Source organism: Curtobacterium sp. Csp1 (genome assembly GCF_013347185.1).
Genome location: NZ_CP054594.1, coordinates 1,768,103 through 1,794,482, shown reverse-complemented (window position 1 = coordinate 1,794,482; position 26,380 = coordinate 1,768,103). Strand labels below are relative to the sequence as shown.

Below are 26,380 nucleotides of genomic sequence, written 5' to 3'. Positions count from 1 at the left end.
CCGTTAGCCTACCTCATTAGTTCAGCGAACGAACTGGTTGCCCCGAGGTCGATCCGCGCGTGGGATGCCGTTCCGCCCGTCGGAGGACGAATCGCGCATCGGACGTCGGAACTTCTGCCACCCAACGCGCGGATCGGTCTCCCATGACAGGCGCGATGGGCTCGAATCGCCGGACTGGAGGCACGGGTCGGGTGCGCGGGTCCGCCGACCTGACCCGCGCCTCCCGTCCGACCGTGTGGTGACGGACGCGCCGACAGCGCGCGTCGGACGCGCCGACAGCGCGCGTCGGACGCGCCGTCAGCGCTTGTCGGACGCGCCGTCAGTGAGCGTCCGGACCGGTGATCGCGTCGTGGGGGAGCAGGGCGTGCACCCCCCCAGGTGCGGTTCGCGACCTGGGTCACCCGCAAGCTCACGGCGACGCTCGCCATCGCGAGCGCCTGGGCGCGGGAGATGTCGTACAGCCCGGCGATCCAGTCGACCATCCCGTCGAGCGCCGTCGTCGTCGCGGCGTTCAGGTCCGCGTCGAACCCGAAGGTGATCCGTCCAGCAGGGGTGTCCGCGTGGATGCCGGCGACCGGGACCTCGTCGACGAGCGACAGCGTCATCGTGGTCGTCATCCCGCACTCGACCGCGGTACCGGACACCTCGCCGTCGCCCTGCGCGGCGTGGCCGTCGCCGACGGACAGCATCGCGTCCGGCACGGTGACCGGCAGGAACAGCGTCGACCCGGCGACGAGCTCGCGGCAGTCGACGTTGCCGCCGCCGAGGGGCCGCGGCGGGATCGTGGAGTGCTCCCCGGTCGCTTCCGGCGGGAGCCCCACGACGCCGAGGAACGGCGCCGTGCGGACGCCGAGCCCCAGCTGGTTGCGCGCGGTGCCCGCGGCGGCGTCGACGTCCCAGAGCAGGGGACCGCGGGACGCCGGGTCCGCGAGCCCGAGCGCCCGGTTCAGTTCCGTGTCGATCCCACCGGACCCGGTGTAGCCCCAGTCGTCCGGCACGAGCGCGTCGAACCGCACGGCCAGGACCTGTCCGGGGCGGGCGCCCGTCACCGCGATCGGGCCGACCAGGCAGTGCCCGCGCCGCGCGTCGAGCAGGGTCGGTGCATCGGCGCCGGGCGACGCGAGGCGCCTCGTGTACCCGGCGGCGCTCAGCGTCCGGACGGTGACGGTGTCGCCGTCCACGGCGCGGAGCACGGGGGCGCGCTCGGCGGTGAGGACGTCGACGGCGGTGTCGAGCGAGGCATCGAGGCGGTGGGAGGTCACCGGACGATCCTCCCAGCCGCCCCGCCTCAGTGGACTCAGCGGACTCAGTGGAACTGCGGGATCGTCAGCCAGATCCCGTAGAGGACGGCAGCGGCGCACACCGCGAAGCAGACCACGGCGCCGGCGAGGGCGGCCGGTGGCGTGTGCCCGGACCGCGGGGTCTCGTCGCGGTACTCGGTGCGCTCGCCGGCGGCGTCGACGGGCTGCCCGGTCCCGAGCAGTCGCAGGCCGAGCGTGTAGACGAGCACGACGCCGACCGCGGCGACGAACCCGACGCCGGCGACGATCCCGATGCTGCTGAAGTCGATGGACACGGTCGCTCCCTAGGCCGACACCGAGGCGGAAGCGGGTTCCGTCGGCTGCTCGTCGTTGACGGTGTCCTTCGTGATCGGCTTCCGCCGCGCGAGGAAGAAGAAGCCGAGGCCCCCGACCAGGGCGAGCACCGCGACGACCACCAGGCCGATCGTGCTCGTCGAGGCCACCAGGGTCGCCAGGGCACCGACGACCGCGGCGGCGGGGAGCGTGATCACCCACGCCACGACGATCCGGCCGACCACCGACCAGTGCACGTCGGCGAGCTTCTTGCCGAGGCCGGAGCCGATGACCGAGCCGCTCGTGACGTGCGTCGTCGAGAGCGCGAACCCGAGGTGCGACGACACCAGGATCGTCGCCGCGGAGCTCGTCTCGGCAGCGAAGCCCTGCGGGGACTGCACGTCGGAGATCTTCTTGCCGACCGTGCGCATGATCCGCCAGCCGCCCGTGTAGGTGCCGAGGCCGATCGCCAACCCGCACGCCAGGATCACCCAGAGCGCCGGACCGGTGCCGGACGGCTGGTAGTTCGCGGCGATCAGGGTCAGCGTGATGACGCCCATCGTCTTCTGCGCGTCGTTCGTGCCGTGCGCGAGCGACACCAGCGACGCCGAGATCGTCTGCCCGTGCCGGAAGCCCGTGGCGGCGCCGTGCGTGGTCGCGTTCTTCGTGAGCGTGTACGCCAGGTACGTCGCGACGAGGGCGATCACGCCCGCGATCACGGGCGACAGGAGCGCCGGCAGCACGACCTTCGACACGACGGTGGCCCAGTCGACCGAGTGCAGCCCGGCACCGATGATCGACGCGCCGATGAGCCCGCCGAACAGGGCGTGCGTCGACGACGACGGCAGCCCGAAGTACCAGGTGGCGAGGTTCCAGAGCACCGCGCCGACGAGTCCCGCGAAGATCATGGTCGGGCTGATCTGGATGCCGTCCTGGCCCTCGCGGATGATGCCCTGCGAGACCGTCTTCGCGACCTCGGTGGACAGGAAGGCGCCGACCACGTTCAGGACGGCGGAGATGAGCACGGCGGTCCGGGGCTTCAGGGCTCCGGTGGCGACCGAGGTGGCCATGGCGTTCGCGGTGTCGTGGAAGCCGTTCGTGAAGTCGAACACGAGGGCCACCACGATCACCAGCACGACGGTGACGAGGACGTCCATGGCGGTGACGGTAGGCCCGCCGGGGACCCGCTGCGTGAACGCCGGGTGAACACGCGCGCGGGTTGCACGGTCTGCGAGGATGCACCCGTGCCGACCTTCTCCGCAGCCCGGGGCGACGCCTCGTTCACCGACGCGCACGGCGTCGAGATCGTCTACTCCACGTGGCGTGCGGGACGGCCGCGGGGCATCGTGCAGATCGCGCACGGCGTCGGCGAGCACTCGCTCCGGTACGAGGCGCTCGCGCAGGACCTCGTCCGCGCCGGGTGGACCGTGCACGCGAACGACCACCGCGGGCACGGCCGCACGGGTCTGGGGCAGTGGGACGGCGACCACGCGCAGCTCGGCCGGCTCGGACCCGGTGGGTTGCGGGCCGCGATCGCCGTGGTTGAGCAGATGACCGCGGTCGCGCGCGAGCAGGACCCCGGTCTGCCGCTCGTGCTGCTCGGGCACTCGTGGGGCTCGCTCATGGCGCAGCGGATCGTGAACACCTCGTCCGCCGCGTACGACGGGGTCGTGCTCTCCGCCACGGCGTACCGCCTGCCCGGCTGGATGAACAGCGGCGACCTGAACGCCCGGCACGCGGGCTCCGGCCCGACGCGCTACGAGTGGATCAGCCGCGACCGGGCGATCATCGAGGCGATCGCGGCGGACCCGCTCGCCGTCGAGGCGGACGTGCTGCAGCTCTTCGGCCTCCGCGACACCCTCCGGCTGCTCGGGGTCCCGCGGCGCCGCATCCCGCACAACCTGCCCGTGCTGCTGCAGGTCGGGTCCGAGGACACGCTCGGCGGCCCCCGCTCGATCGAGCGGCTCGCGCAGGCGTACCGCCGCCGTGGCGGACTGTCGGACGTGCAGGTGCACGTCTACGAGGGGGCGCGGCACGAGGTCTACAACGAGACGAACCGGGACGAGGTGGTCGCCGACCTGGTCGCGTGGCTCGACCGGCACGTGGGTCGCTGACGCGACCGGACACGGGATGGGACGGGAGGCTCGTGGCGGGCCTGCCACGATCCTCCAGTCCGATCCGTGGCGGGCGTAGGCTCGTCCCGTGCACGGTGAGTACAAGGTCCCCGGAGGCAAGCTGGTCGTCGTCGACCTCGAGGTCGTCGACGGGAGCATCCAGGAGTTCCGCCTGGCGGGCGACTTCTTCCTCGAACCCGACGACGCCCTCCCGCTGATCGACCAGGCCGTGACCGGCCTGCCCGCGACCACCGACGCGGCCGGCATCGCCGCCGCGGTCCGCGGCGCGCTGCCCGAGGACGCCGTCCTGCTCGGCTTCACGCCCGAGTCCGTGGGTGTGGCCGTCCGACGCGCGCTCTCACGGGCCTCGACGTGGCAGGAGTACGACTGGGAGATCGTCCACGAGGGACCGATCAGCCCGAACGAGCACCTCGCGCTCGACCAGGTCCTGACCGAGGAGGTCGGCGCCGGACGCCGCGGCCCGACCCTGCGCATCTGGGAGTGGGACCAGCCCGCGGTCGTGATCGGGTCGTTCCAGTCCCTGAAGAACGAGGTCGACCCCGCCGGCGCCGAGAAGTACGGCGTGCAGGTCGTCCGACGGATCTCCGGCGGCGGGGCGATGTTCATGGACGCCGGCGCGATCATCTCGTACTCGCTCTACGTCCCGACCGACCTCGTGCAGGGCATGACCTTCGCGGATTCGTACGCCTACCTGGACGAGTGGGTGATCGAGGCGCTGAAGTCGCTCGGCATCGAGGCGTACTACCAGCCGCTCAACGACATCACCTCGACGAAGGGCAAGATCGGCGGGGCGGCGCAGAAGCGCCTCGGCACCGGTGCGCTGCTCCACCACGCCACGATGAGCTACGACATGGACGGCCAGAAGATGGTCGAGGTCCTGCGGATCGGGCGCGAGAAGATGAGCGACAAGGGCACGACCTCGGCGGCGAAGCGGGTCGACCCGCTTCGCTCGCAGACCGGGCTGACGCGCGCCGAGATCATCGACCGGTTGATCGGCACCTTCACGAAGCTGTACGGGGCGCACGAGGGACACGTGACCGAGGCCGAGCGGGCCCGGGCGCAGGAGCTCGTGCGCACGAAGTTCGACACGCGGGAGTGGCTCGAGCGGGTCCCCTGATCGTCCGTCCGATCCACGGGATCATCCGCGCGGCGGAGGTGTCACCCGCCCGGCTGACGTACCGTCGGGCACGTGAACTGGTTGATCCTCATGGGGGCGGTGGCCGCAGCGGTCGTCGTGATGTGGGTCGCCGATCGCCTGGGGTGGATCGACCTGTCGAACAAGGCCACTCGCTCGGGCGGATCCGGCGGCGTCATCTCGATGATGGACGAGGTCTTCGCGCCGACACGGCACGAGTCCCAGGCCGAGTACGAACGGCAGTCACGCCTGCCCCGGGAAGCCCCGACGCCGGCCGACGACGACCACGACCTGCTCAGCGGCAGCGTGCTCATCAAGGTGCCCACGGTCGGGCACACCGGTCGGCACGAGGCCCGTCCCGGCACGCTCGACCGCAGCTACTGATCCCGACTAGCGGGTCGTCAGCTCCTGGTAGTCGGGGTGCCGCTCGATCCAGGCCTTGACGTAGCTGCACAGCGGGACGACCCGCCGCGTGCCCTCGCGCACGTCGTCCAACGCGTGCTGGACGAGGATCGACGCGTGACCGCCGCCGCGGTGTGACGGGTCGACCTCGGTGTGGGTGAAGCGGATCTCGTCGCCGTCCACCTCGTACGCGGCGAACCCGATCACCTCGCCGTCCTCGACCAGGGAGTACTGCTGCGCGTCGGTGTCGTTCCGGACCTCGGGTGATGCCATGCGGGCGACGCTACGCCCCCGCCCTGACGACGTTCCGGCTGCGGTCCCGCGCAGTGCTCCCGCCGATCCCCGAACGCGGGGCTGTGACCGCTCCCGGAACGCACTACTGTCACCTCGTGCACGACCAGACACCGCCCCTGCGCTTCCGGACCCCGCCCGGGTGGCCCACGCCCTCGTCCGAGTGGGTCGAGCTCTTCCAGGGCGCCGAACCCACCGCCGGGTGGAGCCCCGCCGCGGACGTGCCCCCGGCCCCGGCGCGCTGGACGTTCTGGGTGCCGACCCGGGCGCTGCGCCGTCGCGTGCCCCGGTCCGCGCTGGTGCTGCTGTCCGTGGGCGCCGCGGTGTGCGTCGCGTCGTTCGTCGTCGCCGTCGTCCTCTGGGCGCTCGGCCTGCCCGCGGTCTTCGCACTCCCGACCCTGGTTGCCGGTGCCGCCCTGTGGGTGGTCGGTGTCGTCCGCTACGGCGACCGCATCAGCGAGGCCGTGGCCGAGGTCCGTGCATGGTCAGCCGCCCGCCGCGCCGGGGAGCTGCCGCCGCGGGTCGCGCAGACACACCCCGACGTGGCGCCGGACGAGGCGCTCGCTGCCTGGGACGCGGACGCCTGGACCGTTCCGTCTGCTCGTCCCTTCCACGAGGGCACACCCTCCCGGGCGATCCCGCGGGCGCAGCACGTGCTCGCCGGTGTCACCGCGGGCGTCGCGGCGCTCGTGCTGCTCGGCGGTGCCGTCGTCGCCGCGGTCCCCGCCGTCGACTCCGTCGGGCAGGAGCTGTCCGCCGCGTCCAGCACGGACGGCAGCGGCCCGTCCGCGGACGACCCGTCGGGCGGGGACGATGCCCCGCAGCCCGGCTGGGCGTCCGACGACGGCAGCATCAAGACGTACTGGCTGGCCGCCGACGACGAGTGGGAGGCCACCTGCGACATGACCCCGGGCACCACCACCTGCGACCCGTGGGAGATCACGAGCGACCACAGCTGCACGGCGATCGTCACGGTCGGGTTCTTCGCCTCGGCGGACGACGACCAGCCGAGCCGCATCGAGGAGCGCACGGTCACCCTGACGAAGGGCGTCCCGCTGGTCCTGGTCGAGAACTACGACGAAGAGGCCTCGGACATCGGCGACGTGACCTGTGCGACCGGCGACGAGACCGACGGCGACCGCGTGACGGCGACCCAGCACGAGGACACGACGGTGGCCGACGCCGACGTGCCCGCCGGGTGCGACGAGGAGGACTGCGTGGCGTTCGCCGTCACGCCCTCCGCGGACTGCGCCGCCGCAGCCGTGCAGTTCACCGTCGACGCCGCGGTCGGGTCCCTGACGAAGCCGCACGACGTCGCCGTCGTCACCCCGCTGCACGCCGGGAAGGTCACCGACGTGTTCGTCGGGGGGACGGAGCACGCAGCCGACGTGCACGCCGGCGCGGTGACGTGCCGGACGGCCTCCGACCAGCCGGGGTACGCCGCGAACTCCTGACCGGCGCGGGCACCGACGCTCGGCGCCGCCGCCGAGCGCCGACCCACGGCATCGGCGCCCGCCTCGGGTCGGGGAGGATGGTCCGGTGCGCACCATCGACGACCGCAGCCCCGACCTGGTCGTGCTCGGCGAGAACCTCGACGTCACGCCGACCCTGCCCGACGGGGCGTTCACGGTCGTCTACCTCGACCCGCCGTTCAACACCGGCCGGAAGCAGCGTCGGCACGCCGTGACCGCCGTGCAGCGGGACACCGGATCACCGTCCACGATCACGGGCTTCCGGGGTCGCACGTACGAGCGGGTCCGCGGCGACCTGATGCGCTTCGACGACCGGTTCGAGGACTACTGGTCGTTCCTCGAGCCGCGCCTGCTCGAGGCCTGGCGCCTGCTCGCGGACGACGGCACCCTCTACCTGCACCTCGACTACCGCGAGGCCCACTACGCCAAGGTCCTGCTCGACGCGCTGTTCGGCCGCGACGCGTTCCTCAACGAGATCATCTGGGCGTACGACTTCGGCGCGAAGTCCCGGTCGCGCTGGCCGACCAAGCACGACACGATCCTGGTCTACGTGAAGGACCCCGAGCGGTACTGGTTCGACTCCGAGGCCGTCGACCGCGAGCCGTACATGGCGCCGGGACTCGTCACCCCGGAGAAGCGCGAGCGCGGGAAGCTCCCGACGGACGTCTGGTGGCACACGATCGTGTCGCCGACCGGGAGCGAGAAGACCGGCTACCCGACGCAGAAGCCCGAGGGGGTGCTCCGCCGGATGGTGCAGGCGTCCTCACGAGAGGGCGACTGGGTCCTCGACTCCTTCGCCGGCAGCGGCACGCTCGGCGCCGTCGCCCACGCGCTCGGTCGGCGCTTCGTCCTGGTCGACCACAACCCGGTCGCGGTCGACGTCATGCGCCGGCGACTGCCCGGTGCGTCGGTGGAGCAGCAGGGCACCGAGGGCTGACGACCGAGGGGCGGGTCCGACGCCGTCGCGTCGCACCCGCCCCTCGTGCCGTCCCCTGGACCGCTACGCCGAGTGGCGTCCGTGGGTCGGGTGCGGTCCCGTCTGCGGTTCCGCCGGGGCGGTCGGACGGGAGGCGCGGCTCGCGTCCGCCTCGTCGGTCCCGGCCGCCGCGTGGGCCGGGTGGGTGCGGATGGTCCCCGTGGTGGCGGCCGGCTCGTCGACCGGGGCCGCCGCGGCGTGCGCACCGTGCGTCGTCGCGTCCGGCAGCGGTGCACGCGTGTCGGTCGCCCGGTCCGCGACCGCGGTGGCCGTCCCGCCGGTCGCCCCCGCTCCGACGGCCGAGGTGGCGCTCCGGGGCTGCGGGCTCGCCGCGACGTCCGGCGACACGGGCACGGTCCGCATCGAACCGGTGTCCGGGGACACGAGCGAGCCCGTGTTCGCGGCCGCGCGCTGGGCGTCGGCGGACAGCTGGTCGGTGCCGTTCCCGCCGGCGGCGCCCTTGGCGGCGTTCGCCTGCTCCTGCAGGGCGGACACCTTGCGGAGCGGCGGGACGCGGAAGAACCAGGTCAGGACGAACGCGAGCAGGATGACCGCGAGGCCGACCCAGTAGACGACGACGGCCGAGCTGCTGAACCCGACGAGGAACGGACGGGTGAGCCGCGGGTCGGCGCCGTTCAGGAACGAGGTGTCGCTCGTGGCCGATCCGGCTCCCGAGCTCGCCGCCGTGTCGCCCTTCTTCAGCTGGTCGACGAGTTTCGGGGCGACCTCGTCCACCACGGCGCTGCGCTGGTCGGCGTTGCTGTAGTCGACCTGGACCGTGCCGTCGACGACCTCGGCGTTCGCCTTGGACGCGACCGTCTCGAGCGCCTGCTGCTCGGCCTGCGGCTTCGCGGCCGCGACCTGCTGGGCGATGACGCTGTCGGCGGCCGATGCGGGTAGGGCGCCGGCGGCGACCTGCTGCTGGACGGCCGCGGTGACCTTCTGCGTGACCGCCTGGTCCGCTGCCTGCTTGGCCGCGGCGGCCCCCTTGTCGAGCCCGCTCTGGACGTTCTGCTGGACCGGGCGGACGATCTTCGACCAGATCTGGTCCATCACGCCCTTGTTCTCGGAGGCGTTCGCCACGGACGGCGTGAGGGCGGCGGTCAGGGCCGGCTTGAGCGTCGACTCGTTCTGCATCGCGCCGGTGATGTTCGTCGGCATCAGCGTGAACAGGACCGACAGGAGCACCGCGGTGCCCATGGTGCCGCCGATCTGCCGGAAGAACGTCGCCGCGCTCGTCGCGACACCGATGTCCCGAGGGCTCACCGAGTTCTGCGCCGCCAGGGTCAGCGTCTGCATGAGCTGTCCGAGCCCGAGCCCGATGCCGAACATGCCGAGCATGAGGAACCAGAGCGGGCGGTCGGCGGTCAGGAAGGTCAGGACCGTGAAGCCGATCGCGGTGAACGCCGTGCCGGTGACCGGGAACACCTGGTACTTGCCGGTGCGCGAGATGATCTGGCCGGAGGCGATCGACGAGATCATCAGGCCGAGGACCATCGGGAGCATGGCGAAGCCGGACTCCGTCGGGGTCACGCCCTTCACGATCTGCAGGTACAGCGGGATGGTCAGCATCGCGCCGAACATGCCGAAGCCGACCAGAACGCTCAGCACCGCAGCCATCGAGAACACCCGCGAGCCGAAGAGCTTGAGCGGCAGGATCGCGTCGTCGCCCATCGAGCGCTCGACGATCACGAACGCGATGAGCCCGAGCGCGCCGATGGCGTAGCAGGCGATGGCGCCGGGGGAGTCCCAGCCCCACTCGCGCCCCTGCTCGGCGATGAGCAGCAGCGGCACGAGGGTGACGATGACGAGCATCGCGCCCCACCAGTCGATGCGGGGCTTGCCGCGGTCGCCGAACTTCGGCAGGTGCAGGAACGTCAGCACCATGACGAGCGCGACGACGCCGACCGGCACGTTGATCAGGAAGACCCAGCGCCAGCCGTTGATGAACAGGATCTGCGAGGCCCCGGCGAACAGCCCGCCCACGAGCGGGCCGATGACCGACGAGATGCCGAAGACCGCCAGGAAGTAGCCCTGGTACTTCGCACGCTCGCGCGGGGCGAGCATGTCGCCCATGATCGCGAGGGGCAGCGACATCAGGCCACCGGCGCCCAGGCCCTGCAGTGCGCGGAAGCCGGCGAGCATGAGCATCGAGGTGGAGAACGACGCGGCGAGCGACCCGAGGATGAAGATGCCGATCGCGGTGAGGAACAGCGGTCGGCGGCCGAAGATGTCGGAGAGCTTGCCGTAGATCGGCGTCGTCACCGTCGAGGCGATGAGGTACCCCGTCGTGACCCACGCCTGCTGGTCGAGGCCGTGCAGGTCGTCGCCGATCGTGCGGATGGCCGTGCCGACGATGGTCTGGTCGAGGGCACCGAGGAACATGCCCGCCATCAGTCCGTAGATGACGAGCAGGATCTGCCGGTGGTTCATCACGGCGTTCGAGGACGTCGTGGGAGCCGCGGGTGCGGTCGCTGTCTGGGTCATGTGCTTCGGGTCTCCCGTGCTGGTGCGTGCGCGACCATCCGGGTGATCGAAGGTTGCGCTCGCTGCAAAAATACAACCGACGCAACCCAGTTGTTCCCACCGACGGCGTTCCTGTGGACATCGGCAGGGTGGCGTCGGGATGTGGAGGAGGCGCCGTCGGACGGATCCGACGGCGCCTCCTGGGGGACCAGCGGGCTGGGACTATGCCCCGAGCGCCGCGTCCACGATCTCCTTGGCCTCGCGCTGCACCTGCTCGAGGTGCTCCTGCCCGACGAAGCTCTCGGCGTAGATCTTGTAGACGTCCTCGGTGCCGGACGGGCGGGCGGCGAACCACGCCCGGTCGGTGACGACCTTCACGCCGCCGACCGCCGCGTCGTTGCCCGGGGCCTTCGACAGCTTCGCGGTGATCGGGTCGCCCGCCAGGGTGTCGGCGGTGATGGCGTCCCCGTCGAGCTTCGACAGGCGGGCCTTCTGCTCCTTGCTGGCCGCGGCGTCGACGCGCTGGTACACGGGCGCCCCGAACCGCTCGGTCAGCTCCGTGTAGAGCTGCGAGGGCGTCTTGCCCGTCACGGCGATGATCTCCGACGCGAGCAGCGCCAGGATGATGCCGTCCTTGTCGGTCGTCCACGCGGTGCCGTCCTTGCGCAGGAACGACGCCCCGGCGGACTCCTCGCCACCGAACGCCACTGAGCCGTCGATCAGACCCGGGACGAACCACTTGAAGCCGACCGGGACCTCCCACAGGCGCCGACCCAGCGACTCCGCGACCCGGTCGATGATGCTCGACGACACCAGGGTCTTGCCGATCGCGGCGTCGTCCCGCCACTCGGGCCGGTGCGCGTACAGGTACTCGATCGCGACGGCGAGGTAGTGGTTCGGGTTCATCAGGCCGCCGTCGGGCGTGACGATGCCGTGGCGGTCGGAGTCGGCGTCGTTGCCGGTCAGGACGTCGAACTCGTCCTTGCGGGCCACCACGGACGCCATGGCGCTCGCGCTCGACGGGTCCATCCGGATCTTGCCGTCCCAGTCGAGCGTCATGAACGCCCACCGGGGGTCGACCTCGGGGTTCACGACGGTCAGGTCGAGCCCGTAGTGGTCCCGGATGCGCTCCCAGTACGGCAGCGAGGCGCCGCCGAGCGGGTCCGCACCGATCCGCACCCCGGCGCGCTTGATCGCGTCGATGTCGATGATGTGCTCGAGGTCGGCGACGTACGACCCGAGGTAGTCGTAGCCCTCCGCCGTGGTCGCGTCCTGCCGGCGCACCTCGGCGTTGCCGCCGGCGATGATCGCGTTGGCCCGGTCCGCGATCCAGGACGTCGCGTCGCTGTCGGCCGGTCCGCCGTGCGGCGGGTTGTACTTGAAGCCGCCGTCGCGCGGCGGGTTGTGGCTCGGCGTGATGACGATGCCGTCGGCGGTGTCGGGGTTGCCAGCGCGGTTGTACGCGATGATCGCGTGGCTCAGCGCGGGCGTCGGAACGAAGCCGTCCTGGGCGTCGGCGAGGACCCGGACGCCGTTCGCGGCGAGAACCTGCAGCGCGGTCTGCTCGGCGGGGGCAGACAGGGCGTGCGTGTCGCGGCCGATGAAGAGCGGCCCGTCGGTGCCCTGCTGCGTGCGGTACTCGACGATCGCCTGCGTGATCGCGGCGATGTGGGTGTCGTTGAACGCGGTGTCGAGCGAGGAGCCCCGGTGACCGGAGGTGCCGAAGACCACCTTCTGCTCGGGGATCGACACGTCCGGGACGCGCTCGTGGTAGGCCGCCAGGAGGGCGTCGAGGTCGACGAGGTCGTCTGCGGTCGCGGGGGTGCCGGCGCGGTCGTTCATGTCCCCATCCTGGCACCAGCCCGATGGAGGTGTCCGAGGGTGACGGCGGGCTGCGTAGGCTGATCGCGGGACCACGGACGGTGGCCTGACGGGGGAGAGCACGATGACGATCGTCCGCGCGGACGCCGCGCTCGCGGCTCGGCTGGGACACCGCGGGGAACGCGTCGTCGAGACCCCACCGGGCGCAGTGCTGTCGTGGCCCGCGCTCCACCTGCTCGCGGAGCACGGGTGGCGGTGGCGGCCGGCGGCGGCAGCGGGGGACGCGGGCGCGCCGGTCGGTGACCTCCTCCACGTCGACCTGACGGTCGAGCACGCTCCGTCGCCGCGCACCCTGCTCGGTCCCGCGTCGGAACGCTTCCTCGCGGCCCTCGGCCGACGACCGTCGTGGTCGCGGTACGAGGGCGATGCGCCGCTCACGGCGGCGGCCCTGACCGAAGCCGCTGAACGTCGTTCCCCCGCGCCGACGACTCTCGTCGTCGGCGGTGCCGACCGGGGCGTCGGCGGGCTGCTCGTCGTCGAGCGCGGCCCGCGGTCGGTGTTCGAGACCCTCCGTGTCGTGGTCACGGTCGAAGACCTGCGCGGCCTGCGTGACGGACTGCAGGCGGGCCTCCGGTCGGCGGGTCTGGGTCGCCACCCGCAGTCCGAGCTGACGTCGACCGGCTGGTCGCGAACAACCTGGACTTCAACCACGGTGCAATCCAGGAGTGGTTGCGCTCGGACCAGGGAACGGGCAAGCCGACATCGACCGAAGGATTCGACTGGCCGGCGGATCGCGTCGTGGGCCGCGGATACGAACCAGGTCGGGTCCCGCCGATGAACGACGACACCGTGGTTCGCGTCGTGCTTCGCTGGACCCCGGGCGGCGAGCCGCCGTACCGGGTCATCACCAGCTATCCGAAGGCGACGGTGGAGAAGTGAACGACGTCGAGCGACGGGCACTCATCGCAGAGGTCCCGCACGTCCGGAATCTCCTCGGAGCCGTGTTCAACTACGACTGGGACCTGGATCACGAGGACGCTGAGGCCGCCTACGCGTCGGTGTGCGACGATCTCGGTGCCGAAGCACGAGCCGAGTACGAGCGTGAGGCGCAGGTTCTCGCGCGGAAGCTGACGTCTGCGACCGAAGTCCAGGAGTTCCTGAACCTCGTCGGATCCGGGCTCGCACCCAGTCTGCACCTCGGGGTGCCGCTCGCTGACTGGCCGCGGTCCCTGGTCCGTAGGATCCAGCAGTCGAAGTGAGCCATGACGGCCCCGGACTTCGCCGCGCGGTGCATCCGTTGTTCCTCCGTCGTCGCTCTGACGTCGTACCCGATCGGGGAGATGGGATGACGGGGAGCGACGACTGCGTCAACGAGCGGGGCAGTCGCGAGCGGAGAGCGTTGCGCACACATGACAGGAGACACACCTCGACCACGACTGGGAGCTCGACCATGCCGACGTCGAAGCGGCGTACGCCGACGCGTTCGACGGTCTCACCGCCGACGCTCGCAATGACTGGGCCGAGCAGGCCAAGGTCCTGCAGAAGGAACTGTCCGGTGATCACGCAGTGCGGAAGTTCCTGCGGTACGTCGGAACCGGGCTGTCGCCCGAACGCAACCTGGGGCTGTCGCCGAAACGCTGGCTGGACACGCTCGTCGAGCGTCTGGAACGCACTCGACGGGCGTCCTCGGGGACCGACCTCACCTCGCTCCGGACGTCGGCATCCATGCCCATGCCTCCTTGCCCGCAGACGGCTGATCCCGGCAGCGACGAAGACCCACACCACTCCACCACGAAGAAGGAGCACATCGTGCCGCACAGCGTCAGGACCGGGACCTCGGTGTTCACCGGCGGGACCGACGAGGCCGACCGGATCGTCGCGGACGCCCTCGATGCCAACCACCTGCGCATCCGCGCATGGGTCGCCGACGACTGCCCCAAGCCGCTCCGGGTCTTCGCGGTCCCAGGCGGTGTCACGGGGCGTGGGATGCCGTTCGGCACGATCCATGACCTCGATGCCGTGCGCGTGGTCCTGACCGCGGCGCCGGACCGGCCGTCGGGCTACACGATCCTGACAGCGTACCCGGCGCCGGCCAGCATCACGGCGACGAACTTCCCCGCGTTCGACGACTTCGTCGGTGCCTACTTCCACCAAGACTGGGCCGACGCACCGTACGGGGGACCGGACGCGCTGGAGCACTTCCTGGCGATCAGCTCACCCGACGAGCAGCGCGCGCTGTTGACCAACGTGCGTGACCTCGACGAGGCGCTGCCCGACGCGGCGGCGCTCGGCGGGCGGCTGGTCGAACTGGACTGCAACTACGTGCCCGAGGACGACGGGCTGGACGACCGCGCTTGGCTGCGGAAGGTGGCAGACCGCATCGAGCAGGAGCTCGCCGCCTGACCGGGAGTGGCTCGCCCGTTCCCCTCCTCCGAGGTCGACACCTCGTGCCCGACGACGTGAGCCCAGTAGACCTCGTGGACCTCGAATCGCTGACGAAGCAGTACCCACACTCCTGGACCCTGATGGGTGCGTACTGCACCGTCGACTGGCGCGACGAGTACGAGACGGCGGAGCGCCTCTACGATGACGCGTTCGGACGGATGAACCGCGGCGAGCTCGAGGAGATCGACGCCGAACTCGGCGCCATCGCCGCCGAGTACCCGACCGACGACGCGATCGAGCGGCTGCTCGACACGATCGGCACCGGCCTCGACCCGTCGCTCGACACCGGGCGGACCCCGGTGCAGTGGCTCGGGGACCTGCGGCGACACGTGCGAGGGCTCATCGATGCCCGTGACGCCTGAGCGCCTGCGAGAGCTCGGCGCACTCCCCAGCAGCGTGTTGATCCCGCACCGGGCTGACCCCTCCCGCGGGCTGCGGAGCGGGAAGGGTCCGCTTCGCACTCAGGCGGTGCGGAAGGACCCCGTGGCCGTGCGCAGCGAGCCGGTGACGGTCCGGTTCGAGCTCGTCGCGGTGCCCGGGCGTCGGGACTGCACGTCCACGAAGCGGCCGAGCGTGCGGCCGGCTCCGGTGCCGGTGTAGCTGCCGATCGGACGCCAGGCGGCCTCGACCGCGTAGGCGCCGAGCTCGTCGCGGGTCTCGAGACCGGAGACGTACGCGCCGCCGAGGGGGTTCTGTCGGTTCTGCACGGGTGCTCCTCGTCGTCGTGCCGAGGCTCGTGCGCCGCCAGGTCCGACGGTCACGACGCCGTCGGCTGGTACCCAGACCCTACGCCCGTGTGTTGCACGATGCAAGACAACACGACGCAAGACAACACGACGCAAGACAACACGACGCAAGATCAGGGATCAGGCGACGAGCTCGCAGAACGTCCGGCCCTCGGCGGTCCAGCTCTGGCGCGGCCGCAGCCCGGCGGCCTCCGCGTGCTCGAGGAGCGCCTCGATGCCGACCTCGGCCCACGGGAAGGCCGCGCTGCGGTTCCCGTCCGTGTCCACCACGTGCGCCGTGAACGCGCGGTCAGCGGCCGGGTCCGCGTGCGCTTCGACGACCACCCGGCCGCCGTCGCGCACGATCGCGGCACAGCGGGCGAGCAGGGCGACGGGGTCCCCGCCGATGCCGATGTTCCCGTCGATGACGAGTGCGGTGTCCCAGCGCCCCTCGCTCGGGATCGGGTCGAAGACCGAGCCCTGCACCGCGGTGCCGCCGGAGCGTCGGGCGATCGCGACGGCCTCGGCCGAGACGTCGACGCCGAGCGCCGGGATGCCCAGGGTCCGTGCGGCGACGAGCATCCGCCCGGGGCCGCAGCCGATGTCGATCACGGGGCCGTCCGCACCGTCGAGCAGCGACCGGTCCACCCGGTCGGCGGCGGCGTTCCAGCGGCCGACGTCCATCGTGACGGTGACGTCCGGGCGCTCGGGGTCCGTGAGCCGGATGCTGCCGTCGGTGCGCAGGGCCCGGGCGTACGGCTCGCCGCCGCCGGCCCCGAAGGTCACGGTGTCGTGCATCGTCATCGGGTACCTCCGCACTCGGCGAGTTCGGTCAGGGTCTCGTCGCGCAGGGCCGCGGCGAACCGGGAGTCGGGCACGAGCGCGGCGACGCGGTCGGCGTCCGGCACGGTGTCCACGTCGAGCAGGGTCTCGAGCAGGCCCACGTCGAGCCCCGCGTCGGCGAGTCGCGAGCGCTGCACGGCCCCGGTGTCGTCCTGCGACATCGGCACACCGCGGAGCAGGGCCCCGTCCGGATCGCGCAGGTACAGCGACCAGAAGCCGCCGTCCTCGGCCGGACCGAACCACGCGTCCCGGTCGGGGTCGTCGAACACGGGGGACAGGTCCGCCGCCGAGACCTGCGGGGTGTCCATCCCGACCAGGAGCGTCGGACCGCTCATCGCGTCGAACATCGCCCCGAGTCGCTCGTCCAGGCCGCCGCCGACCTGCGGCAGGACCTCGAAGTCGTCGGTGCCTTCCGGCAGCACGATGCCGTCGTAGAGCAGCACCCGACGCGCGGCGGGCAGCGCACGCACCGTCGCGATCGTGTCGGCGAGCGAGGCCGCGGCGACGCGCGCGGCGCCCTCGGGCGTCAGGGCCGGCGTCAGCCGGGTCTTCACCTTGCCGGGCAGGCACTCCTTGGCCACGACGACCACGGTGACGTCGGTCATGAGCGTGCTCCCTCGGTGGCGGTGGCGGTGGCGGTGGCGGTGGCGGTGGTGCTGGCGGATGTGCTGGCGGGAGCAGTGGGGGCCGTGGACCCGGCCGTCCGCCGGAGGGGACCGGGTGCGACGGTCCGGGGACGTGCCTCCCGGCTGTACTCGCGCAGCAGGCGCGACATGTCGCGGACCGCGTTGACGGTGCCCCGCAGCGTGCCGGTGACCTTGCTGTCGCCCACGCGCTGCGCGTAGCCGATGTCGGACTCGTCGACGCGCCAGCCGGCCGCGTGTGCGGCCAGGACCATCTCGAGCGGGTAGCCGCTGCGGCGGTCCTGCAGGTCGAGCGCGACCAGGTCGGCGCGGCGCATGACGCGCATCGGGCCGAGGTCGCGGAGGCGGTACCCGGTCGTGCGGCGCATCAGGACGGCGAGCACCCGGTTCGCGAACCGGGCGTGCGGTGCCCACGCGCCACGCGTGGTGGGGACGCGTCGGCCGAGGGCGAGGTCGGTGCGGCCGTCCGCGACGCGGGCGACGAGCGCGGGCAGCTCGCCGGGGTCCATCGAGGCGTCCGCGTCGCAGAAGGCGACGTACTCGGCGGTCGCGGCGGCGACGCCGGCGGCGCACGCGGAGCCGAATCCCTTGACCGGTTCGGTGACGACGGTCGCGCCGTGCGCGCGGGCGACGTCGGCGGAGCCGTCCGTCGAGCCGTTGTCGACGACGATCGCCCGGTAGCCCGGGGGCAGCGCGCCGATCACGCGCGGGAGCGCGTCGGCCTCGTCCAGGCAGGGCAGGATCACGTCGACGTCCATGCCGCCCATTCGGTGCGGGACGCCGGATCGACGGGTCGGGGCGTCCGCCGCGCGCGTCGCGTCCTCGGCGGGGTCGGGGGCGTCGGTCGGCTCGGGGTGCATGCCCTCGACGTAACACGATGCAACGTCGCGGGGTACAGGATTCGTGTCCCCCGGGCGTGGCGGGGCGCGTGTTGCGGCTGTCCCGGCACGCGTTCGGGGGACGGCCAGGAGGCGCGGCTCCCGCCCGGCGCGCGCGTCGCGCCGGGCAGGTGGCCGGGCGGGGCGCGGCGGGGCGGCGCGGGCTGGGTTGGGCTGGCGGCGCGCGGCGGTGCCGAGTCGTGGTGTGGCGGACGAGACTCGTGGTCCGCGACCCGGGTCTCGTCCGCTGGGCCGAGTCTCGGGTCGCGGCCCGGTGCGGGTCAGCGGACGGCGGCGCGGAGCGGGGCGGTCGCGAAGTCGCGCATGCCCTGCTCGAAGTCGACCTGCGCGTGCCAGCCGAGCTCGGCACGGATGCGCTCCGAGGACGCCGTCACGTGCCGGACGTCGCCGAGCCGGTACTCGCCGGTGACGACCGGCTGCGGGCCGTCCGGCCCCGCGATCGCGGACGCCATGTCGCCGATCGTGTGCACGACGCCGGAGCCGACGTTGTACGCGCGGAACGTCTCGGCGGGCAGGTCGGCGGTCGCGGCGATCGAGGCCGCGTTCGCCCCGGCGACGTCGTCCACGTGCACGAAGTCCCGTCGCTGGCGGCCGTCCTCGAAGACGCGGGGTGCCTCGCCCCGGGCGAGCGCCGACCGGAACAGGGACGCGACGCCGGCGTACGGGGTGTTCGAGGGCATGCCGGGGCCGTAGACGTTGTGGTACCGCAGGGCGATCGCGGTCCCACCGGTGGCGCGGGCCCAGCTCGAGGCCAGGTGCTCCTGCGCGACCTTCGTCTGCGCGTAGACGTTCCGCGGGTCGAGCGCCGCCGACTCGTCGATCAGGCCGGGGACGAGTGGGCGTCCGTCCGGGCCGATCGGGTCGAACCGTCCGGCGTCCAGGTCCTCGCGGCGTCGCGCCGGCGGGCGGGTCGGCTCACCGTCGGCGGTCTCGTACGCGCCCTCGCCGTAGACGACCATCGAGCTCGCGACGACGAGCCGCCCGATGCCGTGGCGGTCCATGCCGGCCAGGACGTGCGCGGTCCCGGCGTCGTTCGAGGAGACGTAGTCGGGGGCGTCCTGGAAGTCGACGCCGAGCCCGACCTTGGCGGCCTGGTGGCAGACGACGTCGACGCCGTCGAGCGCGGCCTCGAGGGCGGCCCGGTCGCGGACGTCGCCGTGCACGAACGCGGTGCCCTGCTGTTCGTGGGCGCGGACGACCTCGGCGGGGTCGCCGTGCACGTCGTCGCGCAGGGAGTCGAGCACGCGGACCTCGTACCCCTCGGCGAGGGCACGGCGGACGATCGCGGAGCCGATGAAGCCCGCGCCGCCGGTGACGAGCAGGCGGGTCACCGCTCGCTCCCGCGGGACAGGACGCTGGCGCTGGCGGCGGCGGGGACGAGCTCGCGCGGGGTGTAGTCGTCCGGCAGCGCACCGACGATGTCGCCGATGGCGCGGACGATCACCTCGTTCGCCCGGGCCAGGCGCTCCATGACCGCGGCGTGCGTGACGGGGGCCTCCGTGTCTGCTGCGGGCCCGCCGGCCGTCTCGTCCGCTGCCAGGCCGGCGTCGGCGTCGGTGACGAACGACAGGTTCACGGTGCCGATGCCGAGCTCGGCGGCGAGCGGGACCTCGGGGGTCATGGTCATGTTGATCGTGTGGCCGCCGGCCTCGCGCAGCCAGACGGACTCCGCGCGGGTCGAGAAGCGCGGCCCCTGGATCACGACGCAGGTACCGGTCGGCCGGAACGGCACGTCGAGGGCGGACACCGCGTCGATCGCCGCACGCCGGAGCACGGGGTCGAACGGGTCGGCGAAGGACAGGTGCTGCACCTGGTCCTCGAAGAAGGTGTCGGCGCGGCCCCAGGTGCGGTCGATGAGCTGGTCCGTCACGACGAAGGTGCCGGGCGCGTAGTCCGGGTGCAGGCCACCGACCGCGTTCGAGGACACGATCGCGCGGACGCCGAGCGAGCGCAGCGCCCACAGGTTCGCGCGGTGGTTGATCAGGTGCGGGGCGACCGAGTGCTCGCGGCCGTGCCGGGTGAGGAACGCCACGCGCTTGCCCGACATCGTGCCGACGGTGATCGGGCTGGACGTCGCGCCGAACGGGGTCTCGACGAAGAGCTCGTCGGCCGTGCCCTCCTCGAAGAGCCGGTACAGGCCGGAGCCCCCGATCACCCCGATGCGTGCGGTCGTTCCGTCCACAGGTGCGGTCGTGCTCACGTCGTCCTCCATAGGTCCTGGCGATGTCCTCGGCGCGCGGTGCGCCCTGGATACGCTATCGACGGCCCACCGGCAGCAGCCGAGTGCTCGGGCCCACACGAGTTCGGAGGCACGCGTGCGAACGATCGGTCAGCACCGCCAGGCGGTCGCGGCACTGCTCGCGCCGGTCCTCGGCGGCCTCGGGTCGGAGCGACGGTCGCTGGCGTCGCTCGCGACCGCGTCGGACGCCGGGCACGGGTACCGCGTGCTCGCCGTGGCCGTGCACGCGCCGGTGCCGCTGCCGACCTTCGACAACAGCCAGATGGACGGCTTCGCGGTCCGGGTCGCCGACGCCGGTGCAGTGGTGCGCGTCGTCGACCCGATCCCGGCGGGCATCGTCCCCGCGCCGCTCGACCCGGGCACCGCCGCGCCGGTGATGACCGGGGCACGCATCCCGGACGGCGCGGACGCGGTCGTCCCGGTCGAAGCCGTCCCGCCGGGGGCCTTCCCGGCGGCCATGGCGCTCGACGTGCTCACGGTCCCGGTCGACACCACGGTGGGCACGTTCGTCCGGACCGTCGGGAGCGACGTCGCCGCCGGTGCCGAGCTCGCCCCCGCGGGTGCCCCGGTGACGCCGGCCCTGCTCGGGGCGCTCGCCGCGGCGGGCATCGACGCCGTGGACGTCGTGCGGCCCCTGCGTGTGCTCGTCGTGTCGACGGGCAGCGAGCTGCGGGACGACACGACGGACGCCGATGTCGACGCGGGTGCCGATGCCGCTGCGACGATCGGGGACGCGAACGGCGTCGCGCTGCAGGCCGCCCTGGCCGAGGTCGGCGCCCGGTCCCGCACGGTCCGCCTGCGCGACGACCCGGACCGCTTCGTCGACGCCCTCGGCGACGCGATCGGCGACCCCGGGGTGGGCGGCGCCGACCTCGTGCTCACCACCGGCGGGATCAGCGCGGGTGCGTACGAGGTCGTGCGACAGGCCCTCGAGCCGCTCGGCCTCGCCGTCACCCCGGTCGCCGTGCAGCCCGGCGGCCCCCAGGCGCTCGGCACGGTCGAGCTCGGCGGACGTGCGGTCCCGGTCGTGGCGTTCCCGGGGAACCCGGTGTCGGCGCTCGTGTCGTTCGAGCTGTTCCTCCGCCCGGTGCTCGCCCCACTCGTCGGTACGCCCGACCGTGCCGCCGCCGAACTCCCCGCTGCGGAGGGCACGACCTCGCCCCCGACGAAGCACCAGGTCCGTCGCGGCCGGGTGCAGGACGGCCGGGTCTGGTTCGTCGGCGGGCCGAGCTCGCACCTGCTCGGGCACCTCGCCGCGGCCACCCACCTCGTCCACGTCCCGGTCGGCACCGACACCGTCGCGCCGGGCGACCCCCTGACCGTCTGGAGCCTGCGATGACCACTGCGCCCGACCAGCCCGACCTCTCCCACGTCCGGGCCGACGGCTCCGCGCACATGGTGGACGTCTCCGAGAAGGACGTCACCGACCGCTCGGCGACGGCGACCGCGACCCTCGTGACGCGCGCGGACGTCGTCGACCGGATCCTCGACGGGTCGCTGCCGAAGGGCGAGGTCATCGGCACCGCCCGGATCGCCGCGATCATGGCCGTCAAGAAGACCTCGGACCTCGTGCCCCTCTGCCACCCCCTGCCGATCGCCGGGGTGCAGGTCGACATCACGGGCGACGGGGACCGCGTCCGGATCGAGGTGTCCGTGCGCACGACCTCGCGCACCGGCGTCGAGATGGAAGCGCTGACGGGGGCGAGCGTCGCTGCGCTGACCGTGTACGACATGGTGAAGGCCGTCGACCGCGCGGCCGTGATCACGGAGGTGCGGGTGCTCGAGAAGCGCGGCGGACGCTCCGGCGACTGGAGCAACCGATGACCACCGAACCGACCAGGGGGCGCGCCGGCGTGGTCGTCGTCTCGACCTCCGCCGCGACGGACTCCGCCCTCGACCGCACCGGACCGGTCATCGCGGGATGGCTGCGCGAGCGCGGCTTCACCGTGGCCGAGCCGACGATCGTGCCGGACGGCGGCCCGATCGCCGAGACGGTGTCCGCGGAGCTGCTCGCCGATGCCCGGCTCGTCGTCACGACCGGCGGCACGGGCGTCACACCGACCGACCGCACGCCCGAGGCCGTGGCGCCCCTCGTCGACCTCGAGCTGCCCGGCATCACCGAGGAGATCCGTCGCCGCGGGCTCGCCGGCGCCGGCCCGACGGCGCTCCTGACCCGGGGTGTCGCTGGGATCGCCGGTGGCCGTTCCCTGGTCGTCACGCTGCCCGGATCGCGCGGCGGGGTCGCCGACGGACTCGCGGTGCTCGACGGGGTGCTCGACCACGTGCTCGCCCAGCTGCACGGCGAAGGACACGCACGACGGAGCGCGTCGTGAGCGCCGAGCAGCCCGGCGGGCAGGCCGCCGACCGGGGCGCCGGGACCTCCGCAGACCGCGTCGTCCTCGCCGACGTCGTCGACCGAGTCGTCACCGTGGACGAGGTCTCCGCGGCCGTCGCGACCGACCAGGACGGCGCCGTGGTGACCTTCGCCGGGATCGTCCGCGACCACGACGGCGGCAAGGGCGTCACCGCGCTCGACTACGAGCGGCACCCGAGCGCGGCCGAGGTCATCGCCGAGGTCGCCCGCACGATCGCCGACGAGCACCCCGAGGTCCGCATCGCCGTGCTGCACCGCGTCGGCGCCCTCGGCATCGGGGACGTGGCGCTCGCCGCCGCCGTGGCCTCACCGCACCGCGGGGTGGCCTTCACCGCCTGCGGCGCCCTCGTCGACCTGGTCAAGGAGCGGACGCCGATCTGGAAGCACCAGCGGTTCACCGACGGCAGCGACGAGTGGGTGGCCGCACTCTGACCTGTACGGCCCCGCAGGAGATCGACGCGGGATCGTGATCGCGGCACCCGTCCTGGGCGTGGTCGGGCACTCGGCTGGTCCATAGACTCCCGAGACATGAGCGTGCTGCTGTACGGAGCCGGGGTCGTCCTGCTCGTGTTCGCCCTGATCGACATCATCACGCGGGGCGAGGACCAGGTCCGCGGTCTGCCCAAGTTCGCGTGGATCCTGATCTGCGTCTTCCTGCCCGTCGTCGGCAGCATCGTGTGGTTCGCCGTCGGCCACGACTGGAGCGCGAACGACCGGAACCACGGCCGGTACCTCGAGCCGAACCGTCACGAGGACCAGTACGCGAGCCTCGGGCACGCCCGCGCCGCCCACGGGGATGCGCGCGTGACCGGCACGGAGCAGGAGCTCGCCGCGCTCGAGCGGGAGATCGAGTACTGGGAGGCCCAGGCGCGACTGCGCCGTGCCAAGGAGGCAGCCGGCGAGGGCGAGCCGACCCCGGGGAGCTGACCCGCGCCTCCAGGCCGACGGCGCGACAGCGCCCCGCGTCTGCGCGCGCACGCCCGCGCGCAGCCATGTGTCGAACCACGTTCCCGACGTCGAACCAGCCACCGCGGTTGGTTCGACGTCGCATCCCTGGTTCGACTCGTCACCCGCGCCACCTACCCTTGTCGGGTGGCTCATCTCCTCGGCGCCGAGAACGTGCATCTCGAGTTCCCCACCCGTGTCGTCTTCGACAGCGTCACCCTCGGCCTCGACGAGGGCGACCGCATCGGCGTCGTCGGCCGGAACGGCGACGGCAAGTCGACGCTGCTCGCGCTGCTCGCCCAGCGTCTGGAGCCCGACGCCGGCCGCGTCACGCACCGCCGCGGGCTGACGATCGGCTACCTCGACCAGCGCGACGTGCTCCCGGCCGGAGCCACGGTCGGCGCGACCGTGGTCGGTGACCTCGCGGAGCACGAGTGGGCGGGCGACCCGAAGATCCGCGACGTCATCGGCGGTCTCGTGTCGGACATCCCGTGGGAGGCCGTCGTCGACGACCTCTCCGGAGGCCAGCGTCGACGGATCGCCCTCGCGAAGCTCCTGGTGGGCGACTGGGACGTGCTGTTCCTCGACGAGCCGACGAACCACCTCGACGTCGAGGGCATCCAGTGGCTCGCCGACCACATCAACCGGCGCTGGTCGTCGAACCAGGGCGGGCTCGTGGTCGTGACGCACGACCGGTGGTTCCTCGACGCGGTGTCCACCGACACGTGGGAGGTGCACGACGGCGTCGTCGAGCCCTTCGAGGGCGGTTACGCCGCGTACATCCTGCAGCGCGTCGAGCGCGACCGGCAGGCCGCCGCGTCCGAGCAGCGCCGGCAGAACCTCGCCCGGAAGGAGCTCGCCTGGCTCCGCCGCGGGGCCCCGGCCCGCACGAGCAAGCCGAAGTTCCGCATCGACGCGGCGAACGCGCTCATCGACGACGTCCCGCCCATCCGCGACACCGTCGCCCTGGCGCAGACGGCGACCGCGCGGCTCGGCAAGGACGTCGTCGACCTGCTCGACGTCGGCGTCTCGTTCGGTGACGACGTGATCCTGCGCGACGTCGAGTGGCGGATCGCGCCGGGGGAGCGGACCGGCATCCTCGGGCCGAACGGCGCGGGCAAGTCGACGCTGCTGAACCTGGTGTCGGGCGCGCTCCAGCCCACCGTCGGCCGGGTGAAGACCGGCAAGACCGTGCAGGTCGCGGTGCTCGACCAGCAGCTCGCGGACCTCGCGCAGTTCGCCGACGACCGGGTGCGCGAGGTCGTCGCCCGCAAGAAGACGAGCTACGTCGCGGACGGCAAGGAGATGACGCCGTCGCAGCTGCTCGAGCGCCTCGGCTTCACGTCGGAGCAGCTCTCCACGCCGGTTCGCGATCTCAGTGGCGGGCAGAAGCGGCGGCTGCAGCTCATGCTCATCCTGCTCGACGAGCCGAACGTGCTCATCCTCGACGAGCCCACGAACGACCTCGACACCGACATGCTCGCCGCGATGGAGGACCTGCTCGACACCTGGCCGGGCACCCTGCTCGTCGTGTCGCACGACCGGTACCTGCTCGAGCGCGTCACCGACCAGCAGTACGCGGTGCTCGGCGGGCACCTCCGGCACCTGCCGGGCGGCGTCGACGAGTACATGCGGTTACGCGCGTCAGGATCGGTCCCGCAGACGGCGTCGGCGGCTGCCGCCGCATCAGCCGGGAGGCCCGACACGGCCCCGGCGGGCGGGTCCGGTCCCGGGGCGGTCGCGTCCGGTGCCCCTGCTGCGCCCGGCCTGTCCGGTGCGGACCGGCGCGCTGCCGAGAAGGAGATGTCGGCGCTCGACCGCAAGATCGCGAAGGCGGGGCAGGACCGGCAGAAGCTGCTCGACGCGTTCGCTGCGCACGACCAGTCCGACTACGCGGGACTCGGGGCGCTGCAGACGCAGCTCGGCGCGCTCGAGGCCGAGGTCGAGCAGCTGGAGGAGCGCTGGCTCGAGGTCGCCGAGGCGCTCGGGGTGTAGGGGTGCCGGGGTCCGGTCGGCGCTACCGGGTCGTCCGTCGGTGTTGTCCATCCGTCCGTCGGTGTTGTCTGTCCGTCCGTCGGTGTTGTCTGTCCGTCGGTGCTGTCTGTCCGTCGGTGGAGAAGACGACGTCGGGTCGTCGCGGGCGGTTTTAGGGGGTGGTTGCAACACCTTGAGTTCGAGGTGGTGGCGTGGGGTGTTTCTTCGCGAGCAGCAGCAGGTGTTCTGGTCGGCGATCCGGTCGGGTGCGTCGACGGTGATCGCTGCAGAGTTGATCGGGGCCGGTCAGTCGCAGGGGCGGACGTGGATGCGGCAGCGTGGGGGCATGGTGCCGGCGTATCTGCTGCGGGATGTTTCCTCACGGGTCTTGTCGCCGTGGGAATGGATGATGATCACTGCCGCATTGCGGCAGGGAACGTCGATTCGTGCAATCGCGAAGATGCTGGGGCGGGCTCCGTCGACGATCTCGCGTGAGATCCAGCGGGGCCGTTCCGGTGGCCGTCCCTACGACGCTCGTATCGCGCAACACCGCACCGAGGTGCGGCGTGCTCGTCCCGAGCCCTCGAAGCTGGTCCTGGACCCGATCCTGCGCGGCTGGGTCCAAGACGGGCTGGACCGGAAGTGGTCCCCGATGCAGATCAGCCGGAAACTGGTGCGAGAGTTCCCGGCGGATGAACGGATGCGAGTGAGCCACGAAGCGATCTACCGGTCGATCTACGTTCAGGCTCGCGGCACCCTGAAACGAGACGTGCAAGCTCGGCTGCGGACCGGCAGGACACTGCGAAAACCCCGGCAGCGAGTCGGGAGCGATGCTCGGTCGGTGAACCGGATCCGGGAGATGATCACGATCTCCGAACGGCCCGCGGAGATCGAAGACCGCGCTGTCCCGGGGCATTGGGAAGGGGATCTGATCATCGGGAAGGACAACGGTTCCCAGATCGGCACCCTCGTGGAACGCTCGACCCGGTTCACGCTGCCGCATCCACGTCCGCCCCTGCG

The 26,380-nt window shown here is 72.4% G+C and carries 28 protein-coding genes and 1 pseudogene; 17 read left to right on the top strand and 12 right to left on the bottom strand.

What is annotated here, in order from left to right:
* Nucleotides 1-8 precede the first annotated feature (8 nt).
* From HUN58_RS08625 to HUN58_RS08615, 3 genes are read right to left on the bottom strand one after another with little or no spacing between them, the layout of a single operon-like run.
* A complete protein-coding gene (locus tag HUN58_RS08625; protein WP_254631653.1) occupies nt 9-1,262 on the bottom strand; it encodes an acetamidase/formamidase family protein in 1,254 nt (417 codons plus the stop codon).
* A 44-nt stretch (nt 1,263-1,306) separates the two neighbouring features.
* Complete coding sequence (locus tag HUN58_RS08620; RefSeq protein ID WP_114850175.1) at nt 1,307-1,576, bottom strand: hypothetical protein; 270 nt, start codon at nt 1,574-1,576, stop codon at nt 1,307-1,309.
* Nucleotides 1,577-1,585: 9 nt separating this feature from the next.
* A complete protein-coding gene (locus tag HUN58_RS08615; RefSeq protein WP_114850174.1) occupies nt 1,586-2,731 on the bottom strand; it encodes an inorganic phosphate transporter in 1,146 nt (381 codons plus the stop codon).
* An 87-nt stretch (nt 2,732-2,818) separates the two neighbouring features.
* On the opposite strand from HUN58_RS08615, the gene HUN58_RS08610 reads away from it, so the two are divergent.
* The 3 genes from HUN58_RS08610 (at nt 2,819) to HUN58_RS08600 (ending at nt 5,228) form a co-directional block, all read left to right on the top strand.
* Nucleotides 2,819-3,688, top strand: a complete 870-nt coding sequence (locus HUN58_RS08610; RefSeq protein ID WP_141860348.1) for an alpha/beta hydrolase — start codon at nt 2,819-2,821, stop codon at nt 3,686-3,688.
* 88 nt (nt 3,689-3,776) lie between these two features.
* Entirely contained in the window at nt 3,777-4,826 is a 1,050-nt protein-coding gene (locus HUN58_RS08605) for a biotin/lipoate A/B protein ligase family protein (protein WP_144802820.1), read from the top strand.
* Between the two features lie 72 nt (nt 4,827-4,898).
* Nucleotides 4,899-5,228: a hypothetical protein gene (locus HUN58_RS08600; RefSeq protein WP_083519758.1), complete on the top strand. Its 330-nt coding sequence runs from the start codon at nt 4,899-4,901 to the stop codon at nt 5,226-5,228.
* A gap of 6 nt (nt 5,229-5,234) precedes the next feature.
* Here the strand turns inward: HUN58_RS08600 and HUN58_RS08595 are convergent, their stop codons facing one another.
* Nucleotides 5,235-5,519, bottom strand: coding sequence for a GNAT family N-acetyltransferase (locus HUN58_RS08595; RefSeq protein WP_058740587.1), 285 nt, complete (start codon nt 5,517-5,519; stop codon nt 5,235-5,237).
* 116 nt (nt 5,520-5,635) lie between these two features.
* Between HUN58_RS08595 and HUN58_RS08590 the strand changes: the two genes are divergently transcribed.
* On the top strand, nt 5,636-6,991 hold the full coding sequence (locus HUN58_RS08590) for a hypothetical protein (RefSeq protein WP_180225663.1): 1,356 nt from the start codon (nt 5,636-5,638) through the stop codon (nt 6,989-6,991).
* 85 nt (nt 6,992-7,076) lie between these two features.
* Entirely contained in the window at nt 7,077-7,946 is an 870-nt protein-coding gene (locus HUN58_RS08585) for a site-specific DNA-methyltransferase (protein ID WP_114850168.1), read from the top strand.
* A 63-nt stretch (nt 7,947-8,009) separates the two neighbouring features.
* Here HUN58_RS08585 and HUN58_RS08580 read toward each other — a convergent pair whose 3' ends face one another.
* Both HUN58_RS08580 and pgm read right to left on the bottom strand, forming a co-directional pair.
* Nucleotides 8,010-10,472, bottom strand: coding sequence for an MDR family MFS transporter (locus HUN58_RS08580; protein WP_180225662.1), 2,463 nt, complete (start codon nt 10,470-10,472; stop codon nt 8,010-8,012).
* A gap of 201 nt (nt 10,473-10,673) precedes the next feature.
* Nucleotides 10,674-12,293, bottom strand: coding sequence for a phosphoglucomutase (alpha-D-glucose-1,6-bisphosphate-dependent) (pgm, locus tag HUN58_RS08575; RefSeq protein ID WP_144802793.1), 1,620 nt, complete (start codon nt 12,291-12,293; stop codon nt 10,674-10,676).
* 103 nt (nt 12,294-12,396) lie between these two features.
* On the opposite strand from pgm, the pseudogene HUN58_RS20475 reads away from it, so the two are divergent.
* From HUN58_RS20475 to HUN58_RS08555, 5 genes and pseudogenes are all read left to right on the top strand, one after another.
* Nucleotides 12,397-12,894, top strand: a pseudogene (locus HUN58_RS20475) (DUF6177 family protein); the annotation flags it as partial.
* Between the two features lie 107 nt (nt 12,895-13,001).
* Nucleotides 13,002-13,211, top strand: a complete 210-nt coding sequence (locus HUN58_RS08570; protein ID WP_229666966.1) for an RNase A-like domain-containing protein — start codon at nt 13,002-13,004, stop codon at nt 13,209-13,211.
* Nucleotides 13,208-13,531, top strand: coding sequence for a hypothetical protein (locus HUN58_RS08565; protein WP_180225661.1), 324 nt, complete (start codon nt 13,208-13,210; stop codon nt 13,529-13,531). Before HUN58_RS08570 ends, HUN58_RS08565 begins: the two co-directional genes overlap by 4 nt.
* 550 nt (nt 13,532-14,081) lie before the next feature.
* Nucleotides 14,082-14,675 (top strand): contact-dependent growth inhibition system immunity protein, encoded by a 594-nt coding sequence (locus HUN58_RS08560; protein WP_180225660.1) that lies wholly within the window; start codon nt 14,082-14,084, stop codon nt 14,673-14,675.
* Nucleotides 14,676-14,719: 44 nt separating this feature from the next.
* The gene (locus HUN58_RS08555; protein WP_167510004.1) at nt 14,720-15,079 is read left to right on the top strand and encodes a contact-dependent growth inhibition system immunity protein; all 360 of its coding nucleotides are present in this window, start codon (nt 14,720-14,722) and stop codon (nt 15,077-15,079) included.
* A gap of 99 nt (nt 15,080-15,178) precedes the next feature.
* Here HUN58_RS08555 and HUN58_RS08550 read toward each other — a convergent pair whose 3' ends face one another.
* The 6 genes from HUN58_RS08550 to HUN58_RS08525 all read right to left on the bottom strand — a co-directional run bounded on the left by HUN58_RS08550 (nt 15,179) and on the right by HUN58_RS08525 (nt 20,028).
* Nucleotides 15,179-15,424: a hypothetical protein gene (locus HUN58_RS08550; RefSeq protein WP_114850161.1), complete on the bottom strand. Its 246-nt coding sequence runs from the start codon at nt 15,422-15,424 to the stop codon at nt 15,179-15,181.
* Nucleotides 15,425-15,583: 159 nt separating this feature from the next.
* Nucleotides 15,584-16,240, bottom strand: coding sequence for a methyltransferase domain-containing protein (locus tag HUN58_RS08545; protein WP_229666965.1), 657 nt, complete (start codon nt 16,238-16,240; stop codon nt 15,584-15,586).
* Nucleotides 16,241-16,242: 2 nt separating this feature from the next.
* Nucleotides 16,243-16,890, bottom strand: a complete 648-nt coding sequence (locus HUN58_RS08540) for a DUF2064 domain-containing protein (RefSeq protein WP_058740578.1) — start codon at nt 16,888-16,890, stop codon at nt 16,243-16,245.
* Nucleotides 16,887-17,789, bottom strand: coding sequence for a glycosyltransferase family 2 protein (locus HUN58_RS08535; RefSeq protein WP_306669574.1), 903 nt, complete (start codon nt 17,787-17,789; stop codon nt 16,887-16,889). The genes HUN58_RS08540 and HUN58_RS08535 overlap by 4 nt, the downstream gene beginning before the upstream one ends.
* A gap of 299 nt (nt 17,790-18,088) precedes the next feature.
* A complete protein-coding gene (locus tag HUN58_RS08530) occupies nt 18,089-19,159 on the bottom strand; it encodes an NAD(P)-dependent oxidoreductase (RefSeq protein WP_058740577.1) in 1,071 nt (356 codons plus the stop codon).
* Nucleotides 19,156-20,028, bottom strand: a complete 873-nt coding sequence (locus tag HUN58_RS08525; protein WP_254631652.1) for an MTAP family purine nucleoside phosphorylase — start codon at nt 20,026-20,028, stop codon at nt 19,156-19,158. The genes HUN58_RS08530 and HUN58_RS08525 overlap by 4 nt, the downstream gene beginning before the upstream one ends.
* A gap of 115 nt (nt 20,029-20,143) precedes the next feature.
* On the opposite strand from HUN58_RS08525, the gene HUN58_RS08520 reads away from it, so the two are divergent.
* The 7 genes from HUN58_RS08520 to HUN58_RS08490 all read left to right on the top strand — a co-directional run.
* Complete coding sequence (locus HUN58_RS08520) at nt 20,144-21,406, top strand: molybdopterin molybdotransferase MoeA (RefSeq protein WP_254631651.1); 1,263 nt, start codon at nt 20,144-20,146, stop codon at nt 21,404-21,406.
* Nucleotides 21,403-21,891 (top strand): cyclic pyranopterin monophosphate synthase MoaC, encoded by a 489-nt coding sequence (moaC, locus tag HUN58_RS08515; protein ID WP_058740575.1) that lies wholly within the window; start codon nt 21,403-21,405, stop codon nt 21,889-21,891. Before HUN58_RS08520 ends, moaC begins: the two co-directional genes overlap by 4 nt.
* Nucleotides 21,888-22,400, top strand: coding sequence for a molybdopterin-binding protein (locus HUN58_RS20470; protein ID WP_114850158.1), 513 nt, complete (start codon nt 21,888-21,890; stop codon nt 22,398-22,400). The genes moaC and HUN58_RS20470 overlap by 4 nt, the downstream gene beginning before the upstream one ends.
* Nucleotides 22,397-22,873, top strand: coding sequence for a molybdenum cofactor biosynthesis protein MoaE (locus HUN58_RS20465; protein WP_180225657.1), 477 nt, complete (start codon nt 22,397-22,399; stop codon nt 22,871-22,873). Before HUN58_RS20470 ends, HUN58_RS20465 begins: the two co-directional genes overlap by 4 nt.
* A 96-nt stretch (nt 22,874-22,969) precedes the next feature.
* On the top strand, nt 22,970-23,368 hold the full coding sequence (locus tag HUN58_RS08500) for a PLD nuclease N-terminal domain-containing protein (protein WP_058740572.1): 399 nt from the start codon (nt 22,970-22,972) through the stop codon (nt 23,366-23,368).
* A 165-nt stretch (nt 23,369-23,533) separates the two neighbouring features.
* Nucleotides 23,534-25,381 carry an ABC-F family ATP-binding cassette domain-containing protein gene (locus tag HUN58_RS08495; protein WP_114850156.1) on the top strand — a complete coding sequence of 616 codons (1,848 nt, stop codon included), beginning with the start codon at nt 23,534-23,536 and terminating at the stop codon, nt 25,379-25,381.
* A gap of 196 nt (nt 25,382-25,577) precedes the next feature.
* A partial coding sequence (locus HUN58_RS08490) for an IS30 family transposase (protein WP_217488590.1) occupies nt 25,578-26,380 on the top strand: 803 nt, incomplete at its 3' end.